Here is a 16082-nt window from a genome sequence, read left to right on the forward strand (position 1 = left end):
GGGAAGGGCTTGCAGCCCGGCGCTGTTTCCGTAGCATCTACGGTAATTGTCATGATCGACCGATCGAGTCGGCTGAGGAGAGGTGAGAGATGCAGAGCATTCTTCTGAAAGGCGGCACCGTCGTCGACGGCACCGGAAAGCCCGCGATCAAGGCCGACGTCCGGGTGAAGGGCGACACGATCGTCGATGTCGGATCCGACCTGACCCCGGGCGATGATCGCGTGATCGACTGCACCGGCTGCTTCGTGACCCCCGGCTTCATCGAGCCGCACACCCATTTCGACGCGACCATGTGGTGGCAGCCCGATCTCGATCCGCTGACCGGCTATGGCGTCACCACGATCGTCATGGGCAATTGCGGCTTCTCGGCCGCACCCGTTCACGAGACCGACGCCGAAGCCCGGCTGGAGATGATCAAGATCTTCTCCTTCTTCGAGGATATCCCCGAAGAGCCCTTCCTGACCAAGTTGCCGTGGGACTGGCGCAAATGGTCAGAATATCAGCGTTCGATGACCGACAAGCTGCGCGTACCCGCGAACTACACCGCCTTCGTCGGCCATATCGCGATCCGTCTGGCGGTGATGGGCATGGACGCCTGGGAGCGCAAGGCGACCCCCGAGGAGATCCGCCAGATCGCGGCGCATGTCGACGACGCGCTGGCGGCCGGCGCCTGTGGGGTGTCGAGCAACCTGCTCGACCATGACGGATCGGACCGGCCGGTGCCGACGCAGATCGCCTGCGACGACGAATATCGCGCGATCCTCGAAGTGCTCGCGCGCTATCCCGGCCGCTCGCTGCAGGTCGTGATCGACACCTTCATGCGGATGACGGCGCCTGCCAGCATGGAGCGGCTGACCCGTCTCAATGCCGATCTCAACGTCCGCATCCAGCTCGCCGGTGGCATTCCGACACTGGAGTTCCAGCGCCCGATCCTGGAGCAGATGCGCGCGATCATCGAGAAGGCGCATGCCGACGGTCAGGACGTCTGGCCAGCCTTCACCCACACCTCGCCGACCAATACGCTGTCGCTGATCCGTTCGCTGATCTTTGCCCAGTCGAACGATTATGTGTGGCACGAGGTGGTGCTGCTCGAGGACCTCGACGAGAAGGTCAAGCTGCTCCAGGATCCCGACTGGCGGGCCCGCGCTCGCGAGAGCTGGGACACCAAGGTGTGGCCGCACGCGCCGATGGCCAATCCCGACCGGCTGCTGCTGCGCAATTCGGACAATGGCTTCGGCCCGGTCAACACGACGCTCAAGGCCTATGCCGACAGCCGGGGCCTGCATCCGTCGGACGCGATGGCCGAATGGATCCTTGCCAACGGCATTCGCTCGACGGTCCACATGGCGCCGTTCGACATGAACCGCGATGAGATCATCCGGCTGATCCGCGATCCGAAGGCGCTCGGCAACCTCAACGACGCGCCCGCCCATGGGCAGATGTTCTGCGGCGGTGGTGAAAATATCCTGATGCTCACCGACTATGTCCGCAAGGGCGAGCTTTCGATCGAGGAGGCGGTGCTGTCGATCACCGGGCGGATCGCCGAGCATTTCGGCTTCACCGATCGCGGCCGGATCGCGCCGGGCATGCGCGCCGACATCACTGTGTTCGACCTCGATGAGATCGAGCATCGCGAAGAGTATAAGCGTTTCGACGTGCCGACCGGCGGCTATGACATGACGTGGCGCTACACCCGCGATGCAGCGCCGATGCGCCTGACGATGGTGAACGGCATGCCGACCTTCATGAACGGCCATTTCACCGGCTCGATGCCCGGTCGCTATCTCGTACCCGCTGGCGAGCAGCAACTGGCCCAGGCCGCCGAATAAGGCGAAGTAGAATGCAGGAGGGGCGGCGAGGCTTAGGTGCTTCGTCGCCCTTCTCTTTGTCTGGAGCATGGGCGCTTCCCCGCTGGCGCGCCGACCCCTAAGGATGCCCGATGGCCACGCACGCACGAAGATTGCCGGGCAGACCGAGCCGCATTTCGCAGGAGCAGATCGTCGCGACGGCGACGGCGCTGATCCGCGAGAAAGGGCTCGACGGCTGCAACATGACGCAGATTGCGCGCCGGCTCAGCGTGTCGGTGATGGCGCTCTACACCTATTTTCCGAGCCGTGACGCGTTGCTCGAAGCGGTCGCCGCCGACGTTTTTGCCACGCTGCCGATCCCGTCGGAGGAGGGGGGCTGGAAGGCCTTTCTCACCGCGTGGATGCGGACGTTGTACGACGAATTCATCCGCCGACCGGAGGCGATCGAGCTGATGTACCGCGACGATCATGTTCCTCGCGCTTGGCTGCGGCTGTGGCTCCCTATGATGCGGGTGCTGTGGCGGCAGGGGCTGCGGGGCCCCGATCTCGGCATGGCCTCGACCTGGCTTGGCCTGGTGGTGCTGCAGATGATCGCGGGGCTCTACAAGCTCCGCTCCTCGGCCGAACTGCTCGACGAGCTCGGCATCGATAGCCTCGATCCCGGGGACCGGCTGATCTTCGAGGACGTCAACGTCCTTGCGACCTCCGACGCGCGTCGCCGGCTGGCCGAATTCACGATCGAGAACATCATCCTCGGGATCGAGCGGGCGATCGACCAGGCGCGCGAGGCCGGGCGCCTCGCTGCGTCGATCGTCGGATCCTGACCGGAGGGACTTAGCGGGGCAGGATGCGGGCGAAAGCTGCGACGCCCTGTGGAGGTTGATCGATCCCGACCGTGGCGGGACCGACGGCTAGCGAGAGAGCAGGGATTTCCACCATCCCGACACCGGCGAACATCGCTTCGATATTCCGAACGCACAGCGCGACCGACTCGTTCGCGAGGCGGTACCAGACCTGCTTGGCCTCCTTGCGCGTCTCGACCAGTTCGGCGCGGCGCAGTTCGCCCAATTGCTGGCTGAGCGCGGGCTGGCCGATGCCGGTAACCTCCGCGATCTCGCCCACATTGCGTTCGCCGCGAAGCAGGCAGGACAGGATCATAAGGCGCTGCGGCTGAGCGAAGACCCTGATCTTCTCGGCTGCTGCCGACGCCGCTTCGCGATCTTCGTGCAGCGCGGTCAATTGTCGGCCTCGAACCGGCAGAACCAGTCGGCGGCATCGCCCGGCTGATCATCCGGAGGGAGCAGGACGGGGCGTCCTGGCTCCCACCCTTCGGGCACCAGGCGGTCCGATCCGTCGACGCGCTGAAGCGCGCGCAACAGACGCAGCATTTCATCGGCGGAACGGCCGACATTGTGGGGATAGCAGGTGGTGGCCCGTATGATCCCGGCGGGGTCGATGAAGAAGGTCGTCCGCATTGCCATGCTGTCGGTCGCGTCGGCGCGGATCATGCCATAGGCGCGCCCGATCGCCATGGTCGGGTCCTCGATCACCGGGAAATCGATCGTCACGTCGAACAGGTTTTCCAGCGCCCGGGCCCAGGCGATGTGTGCGTAGAGGCTGTCCACCGACAGTCCCACCAGCTGGCAGTCTAGCGCGGCAAAGGCTTCCCGTCGGCGAGCCAGCGCCACGAATTCGGTACTGCAGACCGGCGTGAAATCGGCCGGATGTGAAAAGAAGATCGTCCATCGTCCGCGCAGTGCCGACAGCTGAAACTGTCCCTTGGTCGATCGTGCGATGAAGTCGGGGGCCGGTTCGCCGATACTCGGGGGGGACTGGTCGTGCATGTGGCTTTCCATGGGGTCGTACCTGCGATCGGGCGTGCCGATGTGCAAGCCCTTGACGATATCAGAGTATAAGAATACAAGATTTATGTAAACATGAATATATGGAGAGTGGTCATGCCCGACGCAGCCCTCGCGAAGGCTTCCGCCCAGATCGTAGCAGCCGGGAAAGGCGTGCCCGTGATCAAGGCCTTCTTCGATGCGCCGACCTTCACCGTGACCTATGTCGTCCATGATCCGGAGACCCGGCGTGCGGCAGTGATCGACAGCGTGCTGACCTATGACCCTGCATCCGGGCGGACGTCGACCGACGCTGCCGAGCCGGTGCTGGCTTATGTTCGTGAGCAGGGCCTGATCGTCGACTGGCATCTGGAAACCCACGCCCATGCCGATCACCTCTCTGCGGCGCCCTTTCTGCAGAAGGTGCTCGGCGGTCGCATCGCAATCGGCGCGCATATCTGCGAGGTCCAGAAGACCTTCGGTACCCTCTTCAATGCCGGTCCGGACTTTGCGCGAAACGGGTCGGATTTCGATCAGCTCTGGGCTGACGGAGACAGCTTCTCGATCGGAACGCTGTCGGTCACCGTGCTCCATGTTCCGGGGCATACGCCGGCCTGCGTCGCCTATGTGATCGGCGACGCGGTGTTCGTCGGCGACACGATGTTCATGCCGGACTATGGCACGGCGCGGGCCGATTTTCCGGGCGGTGACGCGCGGACGCTGTTCCGGTCGCTGCGACGGATTCTCGAGCTGCCGCCGGAAACGCGGCTGTTCCTGTGCCACGATTATCTGCCGGAGGGTCGCGACCATTATGTCTGGGAGACCACGGTCGCCGAGCAGCGCCGCGCCAATGTTCACGCCCATGACGGAGTGACCGAGGACGAGTTCGTGGCGATGCGGGAGGCGCGCGATCATACGCTCGCCGTGCCGCGCCTGATCCTTCCTTCGGTCCAGGTGAATATGCGGGCGGGGCATCTGCCGCCCGCCGAGGACAATGGCGTGGTCTATCTCAAGATCCCGGTGAACCAGCTGTGATCGGTTCGCTCTTTCCCGAGGCGCAGCCTCTGGCCGGCTTTGCGGGCGGCCTGATGATCGGGCTGGCCGCCGCCATCATGCTGCTGGGCCTCGGCCGTATCGCCGGTGTCAGCGGACTTGCTGCGCGAGCGATCGGTCTTTCGGATGGTGGCCCGTCCCGGACGGTCGCTGTGGCCTTCATCGTCGGGCTGCCGCTCGGCGCGCTGCTGATGGCATTTGTCCAGGGTGGCGTCGCCGCGCAGTTTCCGTCAGTTCCCATCATCGTCATGGCGGGCCTGCTGGTAGGCTATGGCACGCGCCTGGGTTCGGGTTGCACCAGCGGCCACGGCGTCTGCGGCCTGTCGCGCCTGTCGCGGAGGTCGCTCGTGGCGACCGCGCTGTTCATGGGTAGCGGCTTCGCCACCGTTGCCTGTCTGCGCGCAGGGGGATTGATCTGATGCGGGCGCTCATCGCTCTCGTAGCCGGAACGCTGTTCGGCGCCGGGCTGGCGCTGTCCGGCATGGCCGATCCTGCGCGCGTCCGCGCCTTTCTCGATCTGTTCGGACCATGGGACCCGACGCTGGCCTTCGTCATGGGCGGTGCGATCCTGCCGATGGCGCTGGCATGGCGAGTCCGGGCGCGCATGGACCGCCCGCTCGCCGACGACGTCTTCGTTCTGCCGGAAACGCGGACGATCGATCCCCGGCTCGCGATCGGCGCGCTGCTGTTCGGCGCCGGCTGGGGCCTCGGCGGCCTGTGTCCCGGCCCCGCGATCGCCAGCCTCGCGCTCTACCCGCTCTCCGTCTGGCCCTTCCTGCTGGCGATGGGCGCCGGCTTTGCCCTGCATCGTTTCACGTCATGATGACGACTGCGCAATATCTGCTCGGCGGGCTGTCCGGGGGATTGGTGGGCTTCGTGCTGGGACTGGTCGGCGGTGGCGGGTCGATCCTCGCCGTGCCGCTGATGGTCTATCTGGTCGGCGTGCCCAACCCGCATGTCGCGATCGGCACCAGCGCACTCGCGGTTGCCGCCAACGCCATGGCCGGGCTCGCCGGTCATGCCCGGGCGCATCATGTGAAATGGCGCTGCGGGGGCATGTATGCGGCGGCGGGCATCGTCGGCGCGCTGGCGGGGTCGACGTTCGGCAAGATGGTCGACGGGCAGAAGCTGCTGCTGCTCTTCGCGGTGCTGATGCTCGTGGTCGGCGTGCTCATGCTGCGGGGACGCGGGCATCCAGGCAATCCGGGGGCCGAGTGCAACAGGCAGAAGGCGCCCAGGGTGCTCGGCTTCGGCCTCGGCTCGGGGCTCTTCTCGGGCTTCTTCGGTATCGGGGGCGGGTTCCTGATCGTGCCCGGGCTCGTCGCATCGACCGGCATGCCGATGCTGATGGCGGTGGGAACCTCGTTGGTCGCGGTCACCGCTTTCGGCCTCACGACGGCCGCAAACTATGCATTTTCCGGCCTGATCGACTGGCCGCTCGCGCTCATCTTCGTGATCGGCGGGGCGCTGGGCAGCGTGGGCGGAATCAGGCTGGCGGAAAAGCTGGGCGGCAAGACCGGCCGACTGACCACGCTGTTCGCGCTGCTGATCTTCGTCGTGGCACTGTACATGATCTGGAAGGGCATCGGTACGGCTTTCCCCGCGCTGGACACTCTGTCCCATCCCGCCGACCCCCGCTAAATGCTACAAGATGGCTGATAGGAGCTCGTGATGTTCGACACGGCCGATGCGCTGATTCTCGCCCGCGCGCAGTTCGCCTTTACGGTGAGCTTCCACTTCCTGTTCCCGGCCTTCACGATCGGGCTGGCCAGCTATCTGATGGTGCTCGAGGGGCTGTGGCTGAGGACGGGCAAGGGCGTCTACGGCAATCTCTATCGCTACTGGCTGAAGATCTTCGCGGTCGTCTTCGCGATGGGGGTCGTGTCGGGCATCGTCATGTCCTACCAGTTCGGCACCAACTGGTCGGTCTTCTCCGACAAGGCCGGCCCGGTGATCGGGCCGCTGATGGCCTATGAGGTGCTGACCGCCTTCTTCCTCGAAGCGGGGTTCCTGGGCGTGATGCTGTTCGGGATCAACAAGGTCGGCCGCAAGCTGCATTTCGTGGCGACCTGCGCAGTCGCGGTCGGGACCTTCATCTCCGCTTTCTGGATCCTGTCGGTGAACAGCTGGATGCAGACCCCGGTCGGCTATGAGATCGGCGCCAACGGCCAGTTCCTGCCTGGGCCCAGCTGGATGGCGATCATCTTCAATCCCAGCTTCCCTTATCGCCTGGTCCACACCGTTCTCGCCGCCTATCTGACGACCGCCTTTGCGGTCGGCGGGGTGGGGGCCTGGCATCTGCTCCGCGACCGCGACAATCCGGGTGCGCGCACGATGTTCTCGATGGCGATGTGGATGGCGGCGATCGTCGCGCCGATCCAGATCTTCGCGGGCGACATGCACGGCCTCAACACGCTCGAGCATCAGCCGGTGAAGGTGATGGCGATGGAAGGCCATTATCAGAGCCATCCCGAGGGTGCGCCGCTGATCCTGTTCGGCATTCCCGACAGCGCGGAACGGCGCGTCGACTATGCGATCTCCATCCCCAAGGCATCCTCGCTTATCCTGAAGCACGATGCCAATGCGCCGCTGCGCGGGCTCGATACGGTGCCGGAGGCGGACCAGCCGCCGGTCGGCATCGTCTTCTGGGCGTTCCGGATCATGGTCGGCCTCGGCTTCGCGATGGTGGGTTTGGGAATGTGGAGCCTGCTCGCACGCCTGCGCGGCCGCCTTTATCAGTGGCGCGGGCTGCATCGTGCCGCGCTACTGATGGGGCCTGCGGGTTTCGTGGCGGTGCTTGCGGGCTGGATCGTCACCGAGGTGGGACGGCAGCCTTTCACCGTCTACGGCCTGCTCCGCACCGCGCAGAGCGCGTCGCCGCTCGACGCACCGGCGGTCGGCGCCTCGCTGCTGGCTTTCGTGCTGGTCTATTTCACCGTGTTCGGCGCGGGCATCTGGTATCTGCTCCGGCTCGCAGCCAAGCCGCCCGAGGCGCATGAGAGCGGCCCCGCGAACGGGCCGATCCGCAGCGCGGGCATCACCCCTGCACCCGCTGTCCAGGGAGGCGAAGCATGATCGACCTGACCGTCATCTGGGCCGCCATCATCGGCTTCGCCATCGTCGCCTATGTGATCATGGACGGCTTCGACCTGGGCATCGGCATCCTTTTCCCCCTGTTCGCGGTGGGCAAGGACCGCGACCGCGCGATGAACAGCATCGCGCCCGTCTGGGACGGCAACGAGACCTGGCTGGTGCTGGGCGGGGGCGGGCTGCTCGCGGCCTTCCCGCTGGCCTATGCGATCATCCTGCCCGCGCTCTACGCGCCGCTGATCGCGATGCTGCTCGGCCTCGTGCTGCGCGGAGTCGCCTTCGAGTTCCGCTGGCGCGATCCGGCGCATCGCGCCCTGTGGGACCGCGCCTTCTTCGCCGGATCGACCGTCGCAACCTTCGCACAGGGCATCACCCTCGGCGCGCTGCTTCAGGGGATCAGCGTCGAGGGCCGCGCCTATGCCGGCGGCTGGTGGGATTGGCTGACGCCTTTCTCCCTGCTGACTGGCGCGGGCCTGCTGGTCGGCTATGCGCTGCTCGGCGCCTGCTGGCTGAACTGGAAGACCGACGAGGCGCTCCAGCGACAGGCGGTCACCTATGCCGGCCGGCTCGGTGGCCTGCTCCTGCTGGTGATCGGTGCGGTCAGCCTCGCCACCCTGACGCTCGAGGCCGGCTATCAGCAGCGCTGGCTCGCCTGGCCGGGCGTCCTGGCGACCGCACAGGTGCCGCTCGCGACGCTGATCGTGACGGCGCTCTTCTATCGCAGCCTGTCGGCGCGCCGGGATGCGCAGCCCTTTTTCTGGGCGCTGGCGCTGTTCATGCTGTGCCTGCTCGGGCTCGGCATCTCGATCTGGCCCTATGTCATACCCGCACGGGTGACGATCTGGGAGGCGGCGGCGCCCTATCGCAGCCAGCTGTTCATGCTGGTCGGTGCGGGCCTGCTCGTGCCGGTCATCCTCGCCTATACAGCCTGGGCCTATTGGGTGTTTCGCGGCAAGGTCGGCCATGACGGCTATCATTGATGCCGGAGCGGTTCAGGAGGCTCGCCTGGTTCGCAGGCATCTGGGCGGGGAGCGTCCTCCTCCTCGGTGCCGTTTCCATGCTGATCCGCTTGTGGCTCAGGCTCTGAGGCTGTCTCGCGCCGCCTGAGTTGGATCGTCCTATCACAAAGGCGAGCCGCTCCGCTCGCGATCGATTGACCTCGATCAAAGGTCGCCGGGTCGGTCCATGGTTTCTCTTCTCCACGCACAGGAGAGGATTTCGCCATGGCCGATCGTGACCCCGCCATCCACCGCGACGCCGCGCGCTGCCCCGGCCCCGGCTGGGAAGACATTTTGCGCGAGGACCTGATCGCGCCGCCCGCCTTCATGGCGGAGGACCGCTACCGCTATCTCGGCTCCGAGCCGATCGAGGCGAAGCGCTATCATGACCCCGCCTTCTTCCGTGCAGAGATCGAGAAAATGTGGCCCTTCGTCTGGCAGTTCGCCGCGCGCGAGGAGGACATGCCCGACCCCGGCGACTATGTGACCTACGACAATGCCGGGCGGTCCTATCTGATCGTGCGGCAGGAGGATGGCGAGATCCGCGCCTTCCACAATGTGTGCCTGCATCGCGGCCGCAAGCTGGCGACCGATTCGGGTATGGCCGAGAAGTTCGTCTGCCCCTTCCACGGCTTCGCCTGGAACACCGACGGCAGCCTGCGCGACATACCCTGCCGCTGGGACTTCGGTCATCTCAGCGACGATCGCATGAAATTGCCGCAGGCCAGCGTCGCCCGCTGGGGTGGCTATATCTTCGTCCGCGAGAAGGACGAGGGGCCGACCATCGAGGAGTTTCTCGCGCCGCTGCCGGAGTATTTCAAGCGCTGGCGCCACGAGGATTGCGAGACGATCGCCTGGGTCGGCAAGGTCGTCGATGCCAACTGGAAGATCACCATGGAAGCCTTCATGGAGAGCTACCACGCCTATATGACCCATCCGCAACTGTTGCCGTTCACCGGCGACGCCAACGCAGCCTATCATGTGCTCGGCAAGCATGTGAACGTGAACTACACGCCGTTCGGTACCATCTCTCCGCACATCGCCGGCACCGAGCGGCCCGAACAGTGGATCGTCGAGGAGTTCGTCAAATATAACGGCCGCTCCTCGGACAATTATGATCCCGAGAAGGACCAGTTCAACATCACCGTCCCCGAGGGGGAAAGCGCACGCCACGCCCTCGGCGCAGCGATGCGGGAGAGTTCGCAGCGGGCCTTCGGCGGCGACTATTCGGCGGTGTCGGAGTCCGAGCTGCTCGACGCGCTGGTGTTCAACGTCTTCCCCAATTTCGCGCCCTGGGGCGGCTTCATGCCGAACATCGTCTATCGCTGGCGGCCCTGGCCCGACCAGGACCGCTGCCTGATGGAGGTGCGCGTCCTCGCCCGTCGGCAGGATGGAGCCGAACCTCGCCCGCCGATGACGATGCATCTGCTCGAACAGGGGCAGACATGGGCCGACGCGCCCGAACTCGGCGCGCTGGGCGCGGTCGTCGATCAGGACATGGAGAATATGGAGCTGACCCATCAGGGCCTGAAATGCTCGGCAAACGGCCTCGTCGAACTGGGCGACTATCAGGAGGTGCGGATCCGCCACTTCCACCAGACGCTCGACACCTATCTCGATCGCTGAGCGGGAGCACGAACCGATGACCGATCTCTACAAGGCCTATGGTGACGCGGCGGAGCGGATGCTCCATTTCGTCGAGACCCGCAGCACCGACCAGGCGAGCGGCGTGTTCGAGGTGCCCGTCGCCCATTATCTCGACGAGGCGCGCTGGCAGAAGGAGATGGACCTGATCTTCCGCCGCCTGCCGCTGATGCTCGCACTCACGATCGAACTCCCCAAGGTCAACGACTATAAGGCGATGGACGTGATGGGGCAGCCGGTGCTGATCACGCGCGGCAAGGACGGCAAGGCGCGCGCCTTCCTCAACGTCTGCAAGCATCGCGCGATGCATCTGGCGAAGGAGGGCAAGGGCAATTGCTCGCGCTTCGCCTGCCAATATCATGGCTGGACCTATGCCAATGACGGGCAACTGATCGGTATCGCCGAGGCGAGCACCTTCGGCGACGTCGACCGCCGCACCCTCGCGATGACCGAGCTGCCGGCCGAAGAAGTCGCGGGCATGATCTTCGTGATCCTGACGCCGGGCCTGCCGATCGACGTGCGCGCCTTCCTGGGCGGCATGCTAGACGATCTTGCCGCGCTCAAGCTCGAGACCTGGTATTATCACAAGGCGCGGACGATGGAGGGCGCCAACTGGAAGGTGTCCTTCGACGGCTATCTCGAAGGCTATCATTTCCAGGCGGCGCACACCCAGACGGTAGCGACCCGGTCGCCGTCTAACCGTGCCAGCTACGAGGCGTTCGGCCCGCACATTCGCCTCGGCTTCCCGCAGAACGGGATCGGCCGGCTCAAGGATCTGCCGCGCGAGGAGTGGGGCCGGCAGGAGAATGACGGCTACGACTTCATCCGCATCCTGTTTCCCAACTTCAGCTTCTTCCTGGCGCCCGAAATGTGCCAGTACGCCCAGCTGTTTCCGGGGCCGACGCCCGACCGCAACCTGACGGTGATGAACTATATCTACCCGACCGCGCCCAAGGACGAGGAGGAACTGCGCAAGCTCGACGAGATGAGCGACTTCTTCTTCCAGGTCGTGCTCGACGAGGATTATGCGCTGGGCCTGAAGGTGCAGAACGGGCTGGAGTCAGGCGCGACCGATCGGCTGACCTTCGGCCGCAACGAGCCCGGCAACCAATATTTCCACAAATGGGTCGAGCATTATCTGTCGGGCTGCGAAGGACCGCCGCCGGTCCTTCGCGCCTGACGGCTGCTGCTCGGTTACCGGGCCGGAGAAGGCGCGGCCGGCAGCGAACCCAGATAGGTCATGATCTTCGGAAGGTCTGCAGGATCGATCGGCGCCTTGTACACGTCGATCATCTTGTGGACGATCTTGCCCCAGTCGGCCTGCGACAGCGACGGCTGTACCAGCACCATCGAGGGCGAATGGCAGGCACGGCAATTGTCGTTCATCGCCTGCGCTTCGGGGCCCGCCGGATATTCGACCTCATAGTCGGTCGGAAGAGACACGCTGGTCGAGGTGAGGCGCGGCCGATCGGCGGCCTTTGCTCGCGTACCAGCTCCGGCCATGCCCGAACCCAGGACCGAGGCCAGCGCGATCGCAGCCGAGAGGGTCAGCATCTTCGACATCATGCGTCTCCTGCGATCAGGTGGACGGTCTCGACCCCGGCGCGCATATAGCCGCCCGGATTCCAGTTCATCTCCAGCGGCTGTGCCAGCCCCTTCGTGTTGGTGCAGCGCGTAGAGACGGCGAGGGTGCCCGAGGCGGGCGCCGTGATGCGGGCTTCGAAGCGGCGGAAGCTGTACGGCCCCTCGTCCTTGCCGAGCGTCGCCGCCTGCCAGCTGGTGCCGCCATCGGTCGACACGTCGACCCGGGCCACGCCGCAATCCCCGCCCATGGCGATGCCCGCGACCGTCAGCGACCCCGGCTTCACCCGCTGTCCCTCGCGCAGGTTGGTCACCAGCGAGCGCGGGACCATCCGGCTGATCGGCTCGCTCGGATACTCCTTCGTCCCCGGTGCGATGTGGCCGAAGGGCGTGGATGGTACGCGATAGGCCTTGGCCATCCAGAAATTGTCGTCCTTGCGGTCGAGCACTTCGATCTGGTTCAGCATCTTGATCCAGTAGGTCGAATACCAGCCCGGCACGACCAGGCGCAGCGGGAAGCCGTTGAGCAGCGGGAGCTGCTCCCCGTTCATCTGATAGGCGACCATCACCTCGCCGTCGCGCGCATGGTCGAGCGCGAGCGACTTGAGGAATTTGGGGGCCTCGGGCGTCATCGCGTCGTCGAGCCCGCCGAAGCGCACGTCGACCGCGCCGGCCTTGATTCCCGCCCGATCGAGCAGGTCGCGCAGGCGAACACCGCGCCAGCGCGCATTGCCCATCGCGCCATGCGCCCATTCGGCGCCGGACACATTGGGCTGGAACAGCCCGCGCGAGTTGCCCGAACATTGGTTGACCGCAACATAGTCGATCGGCTCGAACTCGCGGATCAGCTGATCGAGCGTGAAGGCGACCGGGCGTTCGACATGCCCTCCGATCGTCAGCCGGAAGCTGTCGACGTCGACGCTCTCCGGAATCGATCCCCAATGCCAGCGGACGTAGAAACGGTCGTTGGGCGTGATCACGTCCTTGTCGAACACCTCGATCGGGGTTTCGAGCAAAGGTGGCCGCACCCGCTGCAGGATCATCGGACCTTTGCCGGGGAAGGCGGTGGTCATCGGTCGCGTCGGCGGCTTGCCCGGCAGGCCGAGGTCCGCGACCGCCTGCGCCCAGCCGGGAACGGCGATCATCCCGCCGCCCATCGCGGCGCTGCGCAGCAAGGCGCGGCGGGACAGACGGGACATCTGGTGGGGGATCTCGTCAGCGATCATGTCAGGCCTGTCCCAGTTCCAGCGCGAGCAGGGCGCGCCATTGATCGAGCCGCCGCTCTCGGGTCGCAGCGTCCATGCCCGGTTCGAACAGCGAGACGCCCGAACGCATCGCCGCCGCGTCGGTCAGAGTCGCATGGAGCCCACAGCCGACCGCTGCCAGCATCGCCGCTCCGAGCGCGGTCGTTTCGACATTGTGCGGCCTTTCGACCTCCAGGTCGAGCATGTCCGCAAGGTCCTGCGCGACCCAGTCATTCGCGCTCATCCCGCCATCGAGCCGGAGCGTCGCCCAGGGCGAACCGTCGGCGGCATAGGCCTGCTGGAGGTCGTGCATCTGGTGCGCTATCGATTCGAGTGCGGCGCGGACGATGTGCGCCCTCGTCGCGCCCTGGGTCAGGCCGCCGATCAGCCCCCGCGCCTCGGGCCGCCAGTGCGGCGCACCAAGGCCCGACAAAGCGGGCACTATGCACACGCCGCCATTGTCGGGGACCGAGCGGGCTAGCGCCTCGGTCTCGGATGCGGTGCCGACGAAGCCCAGCTGGTCGCGCAGCCATTTGACGAGGCTACCGGCGACGAACACCGATCCTTCGAGCGCATAGCTGCGCTTGCCGTCACATTGCGCGAGGACGGTGCCGAGCAGCCGGTTGTTCGAACGCGGCAGCTCATGGCCGGTGCTGGCAAGGACGAAGGCGCCGGTGCCGAGCGTCGCCTTGACCTGTCCGGCGCTCAGGCAGTTCTGGCCGATGGTCGCGGCCTGCTGGTCCCCGGCGAGCCCGCAGATCGGGATCGGGCCGCCGAGCAGGTCGGGCAGGGTGGTGCCGAAGCGGCCGGCCGTGTCGACGATCTCGGGCAGCGCCGATGCCGGCACGCCGAGCAGCGACAGCAGGTCCGCGTCCCATGCCGCCTTGTCGAGCGGCATCAGCATCGTGCGGCTGGCATTGGTCGCGTCGGTGATGTGCAGCCCGCCGGTCAGCTTCCAGACCAGCCAGCTCTCGACCGTGCCCAGCGCCAGCCGGTCGCTCAAGGCAGCGGCTTCGGGGACATTGTCTAGGACCCAGCGCATCTTGGTGCCGGAGAAATAGGGGTCGACGACCAAGCACGTCCGCTCCCGGATCAACTGCTCATGGCCATCGGCGCGCAGTTGCTCGCAGAAGCCGGCGGTGCGTCGGTCCTGCCACACGATCGCGCGGGTGATCGGCTCGCCGGTCCTGCGGTCCCAAGCGACGACGGTCTCGCGCTGGTTGGTGATTCCGATCGCGGCGATGCGGTCGGCGCCGCCGGCCTTCTCCACTGCGCGGTGCGCGCAGGCGAGCGTCTTGGTCCAGATCTCGGCCGCGTCATGCTCGACATGGCCGTCAGCCGGATAATGCTGGGTCAGTTCGGCCTGCTCGATCGCCGCCACCGTCCCGTCGACCGCGAACAGCATCGCGCGGGTGGAGGTGGTGCCTTCGTCGAGAACCAGCAGATAGGGTGTTTGCACGTCGCTCTCCCCGCCGGCGTCGTCCACGAGGGACCGCGCCGGCCTATGTCCTACTTCGCCGTTCCGGCGAGAAACTCGTCCAGTGCCGCGCGCTGTGCGGCGTCGAGGCGCAGGCCCAGCTTGCCGCGCCGCCACAGGATGTCATCGGCGGTCCGCGCCCATTCGCGTTCGACCAGATAGCGGACTTCGGCTTCGGTCAGGCCATGGCCGAAGTTGCGGCCGCAGGCGTCGAGCGACTGGGCGTTGCCGAATATCTCCAGCGCCAGCCGTCCATAGCTGCGGACCAGCCTCTGGACGGTGCTGGCGTCGAAGAAGGGATAGCGCCCCGCGATCTCGGCGCGCAAAGCGTCGACACCCTCGACCGGGAAATCGCCGCCGGGCAGTGGATGCTGGTCGCTCTCGAACGCTTCGCGCAGCAGGGGCAGGCGTTCGGACAGTGTCTCGATCGCTTCGCGGGCGAGGTGACGGTAGGTCGTGATCTTGCCGCCGAAGACCGAGAGCATTGCCGGCCCCTCGGCTTCGGGCGACAGTTCCAGGCTGTAGCCGCGTGTCGCTGCCTCGGGCTTGCCCGACCCGTCGTCGATCAGCGGGCGCACGCCCGAATAGGTCCAGACCACGTCCTCGGGGCGGATCGCCTTGAGGAAATAGCGGCTCGCGCCTTCGCAGAGATAGGCGATCTCTTCCTCGCTCGCGCGCACCTCGGCCAGGCTGCCCTCATGGTCGCGGTCGGTCGTCCCGATCAGGGTGAAGTCCTGCTCATAGGGAATAGCGAAGAAGATGCGCCCGTCGGGCAGCTGGAAGAAATAGCTGTAGGGATGGTCGAACAGCGCGGGCACGACGATGTGCGAGCCCCGGACGAGCCGCATCCGCCGATCGCTCTGTTCCTTGGCCCGGCCCAGCAGCGAAAGGACCGAGGGACCCGCCGCGTTGACGACGGTCTTGGCGCGGAAGTCGCCGGTCGAGGTGCGGATCGTCCATTCCTCGCCGACCCGCTCGAGCGCCAGCACTTCGGTGCGGGTGCGGACCTCGGCGCCCCGGTCGGCGGCATCGCGGGCGTTGAGCGCCACCAGCCGGGCATCGTCGACCCAACAGTCCGAATAGACGAAGGCCTTGGCATATTCGGGCTTGAGCGGACCACCGGCGGGGTGGCCGCGCAGGTCGATCGACTGGGTCGCCGGCAGCTTCTTCCGCCCGCCGATATGATCGTAGAGAAACAGGCCGAGCCGCAGCAGCCAGCGCGGGCGCAGGCCCTGCACATGCGGCAGGACGAAGCGCATCGGCCAGATGATGTGCGGCGCGATCGCCCAGAGACGCTCGCGCTCGCTCAGCGATTCCCGGACCAGCCCGAACTCATAATGTTCGAG

17 protein-coding genes are annotated in these 16082 nt (G+C 66.1%); 11 read left to right on the forward strand and 6 right to left on the reverse strand.

Annotated features, from left to right (window positions below; genetic code table 11):
* Positions 1 to 89: 89 nt before the first annotated feature.
* Positions 90 to 1829, forward strand: a complete 1740-nt coding sequence (locus tag KAY22_RS05985) for an amidohydrolase family protein (RefSeq protein WP_296621143.1) — start codon at positions 90 to 92, stop codon at positions 1827 to 1829.
* A 110-nt stretch (positions 1830 to 1939) separates the two neighbouring features.
* The gene (locus KAY22_RS05990; RefSeq protein ID WP_296621146.1) at positions 1940 to 2632 is read left to right on the forward strand and encodes a TetR/AcrR family transcriptional regulator; all 693 of its coding nucleotides are present in this window, start codon (positions 1940 to 1942) and stop codon (positions 2630 to 2632) included.
* 10 nt (positions 2633 to 2642) lie between these two features.
* On the opposite strand, the gene KAY22_RS05995 is transcribed toward KAY22_RS05990, so the two are convergent.
* Together KAY22_RS05995 and KAY22_RS06000 are read right to left on the reverse strand one after the other, a co-directional pair.
* Positions 2643 to 3047 (reverse strand): metalloregulator ArsR/SmtB family transcription factor, encoded by a 405-nt coding sequence (locus tag KAY22_RS05995; RefSeq protein WP_296621148.1) that lies wholly within the window; start codon positions 3045 to 3047, stop codon positions 2643 to 2645.
* On the reverse strand, positions 3044 to 3652 hold the full coding sequence (locus tag KAY22_RS06000; RefSeq protein ID WP_296621150.1) for a peroxiredoxin: 609 nt from the start codon (positions 3650 to 3652) through the stop codon (positions 3044 to 3046). Before KAY22_RS06000 ends, KAY22_RS05995 begins: the two co-directional genes overlap by 4 nt.
* A 114-nt stretch (positions 3653 to 3766) precedes the next feature.
* Between KAY22_RS06000 and KAY22_RS06005 the strand changes: the two genes are divergently transcribed.
* The 9 genes from KAY22_RS06005 (at position 3767) to KAY22_RS06045 (ending at position 11614) form a co-directional block, all read left to right on the forward strand.
* Positions 3767 to 4684 carry an MBL fold metallo-hydrolase gene (locus KAY22_RS06005; RefSeq protein ID WP_296621153.1) on the forward strand — a complete coding sequence of 306 codons (918 nt, stop codon included), beginning with the start codon at positions 3767 to 3769 and terminating at the stop codon, positions 4682 to 4684.
* Positions 4681 to 5121 (forward strand): YeeE/YedE thiosulfate transporter family protein, encoded by a 441-nt coding sequence (locus KAY22_RS06010; protein ID WP_296621155.1) that lies wholly within the window; start codon positions 4681 to 4683, stop codon positions 5119 to 5121. Before KAY22_RS06005 ends, KAY22_RS06010 begins: the two co-directional genes overlap by 4 nt.
* Complete coding sequence (locus tag KAY22_RS06015) at positions 5121 to 5525, forward strand: DUF6691 family protein (protein ID WP_296621158.1); 405 nt, start codon at positions 5121 to 5123, stop codon at positions 5523 to 5525. The genes KAY22_RS06010 and KAY22_RS06015 overlap by 1 nt, the downstream gene beginning before the upstream one ends.
* Positions 5522 to 6343: a sulfite exporter TauE/SafE family protein gene (locus tag KAY22_RS06020; protein WP_296621160.1), complete on the forward strand. Its 822-nt coding sequence runs from the start codon at positions 5522 to 5524 to the stop codon at positions 6341 to 6343. Before KAY22_RS06015 ends, KAY22_RS06020 begins: the two co-directional genes overlap by 4 nt.
* A 30-nt stretch (positions 6344 to 6373) precedes the next feature.
* Entirely contained in the window at positions 6374 to 7777 is a 1404-nt protein-coding gene (locus tag KAY22_RS06025; RefSeq protein WP_296621162.1) for a cytochrome ubiquinol oxidase subunit I, read from the forward strand.
* Positions 7774 to 8772: a cytochrome d ubiquinol oxidase subunit II gene (gene cydB, locus KAY22_RS06030; RefSeq protein ID WP_296621164.1), complete on the forward strand. Its 999-nt coding sequence runs from the start codon at positions 7774 to 7776 to the stop codon at positions 8770 to 8772. The genes KAY22_RS06025 and cydB overlap by 4 nt, the downstream gene beginning before the upstream one ends.
* Positions 8772 to 8879: a DUF2474 family protein gene (locus KAY22_RS06035; RefSeq protein ID WP_296621166.1), complete on the forward strand. Its 108-nt coding sequence runs from the start codon at positions 8772 to 8774 to the stop codon at positions 8877 to 8879. The genes cydB and KAY22_RS06035 overlap by 1 nt, the downstream gene beginning before the upstream one ends.
* 136 nt (positions 8880 to 9015) lie before the next feature.
* On the forward strand, positions 9016 to 10416 hold the full coding sequence (locus KAY22_RS06040) for an aromatic ring-hydroxylating dioxygenase subunit alpha (RefSeq protein WP_296621168.1): 1401 nt from the start codon (positions 9016 to 9018) through the stop codon (positions 10414 to 10416).
* A 16-nt stretch (positions 10417 to 10432) separates the two neighbouring features.
* The gene (locus KAY22_RS06045; protein WP_296621170.1) at positions 10433 to 11614 is read left to right on the forward strand and encodes an SRPBCC family protein; all 1182 of its coding nucleotides are present in this window, start codon (positions 10433 to 10435) and stop codon (positions 11612 to 11614) included.
* Between the two features lie 14 nt (positions 11615 to 11628).
* Here KAY22_RS06045 and KAY22_RS06050 read toward each other — a convergent pair whose 3' ends face one another.
* The 4 genes from KAY22_RS06050 to KAY22_RS06065 all read right to left on the reverse strand — a co-directional run.
* On the reverse strand, positions 11629 to 12000 hold the full coding sequence (locus KAY22_RS06050) for a cytochrome c (protein ID WP_296621173.1): 372 nt from the start codon (positions 11998 to 12000) through the stop codon (positions 11629 to 11631).
* On the reverse strand, positions 11997 to 13241 hold the full coding sequence (locus KAY22_RS06055) for a molybdopterin-dependent oxidoreductase (RefSeq protein ID WP_296621175.1): 1245 nt from the start codon (positions 13239 to 13241) through the stop codon (positions 11997 to 11999). The genes KAY22_RS06050 and KAY22_RS06055 overlap by 4 nt, the downstream gene beginning before the upstream one ends.
* A 1-nt stretch (position 13242) precedes the next feature.
* Positions 13243 to 14718 carry a glycerol kinase gene (locus KAY22_RS06060; protein WP_296621177.1) on the reverse strand — a complete coding sequence of 492 codons (1476 nt, stop codon included), beginning with the start codon at positions 14716 to 14718 and terminating at the stop codon, positions 13243 to 13245.
* Positions 14719 to 14768: 50 nt separating this feature from the next.
* Positions 14769 to 16082, reverse strand: a 1314-nt coding sequence (locus tag KAY22_RS06065; protein WP_296621179.1) for a glycerol-3-phosphate dehydrogenase, incomplete at its 5' end; no start/stop codon positions are given.

The sequence above is a fragment of the Rhizorhabdus sp. genome, assembly GCF_018006725.1.
In the GTDB taxonomy this organism is placed as follows: Bacteria; Pseudomonadota; Alphaproteobacteria; order Sphingomonadales; family Sphingomonadaceae; genus Rhizorhabdus.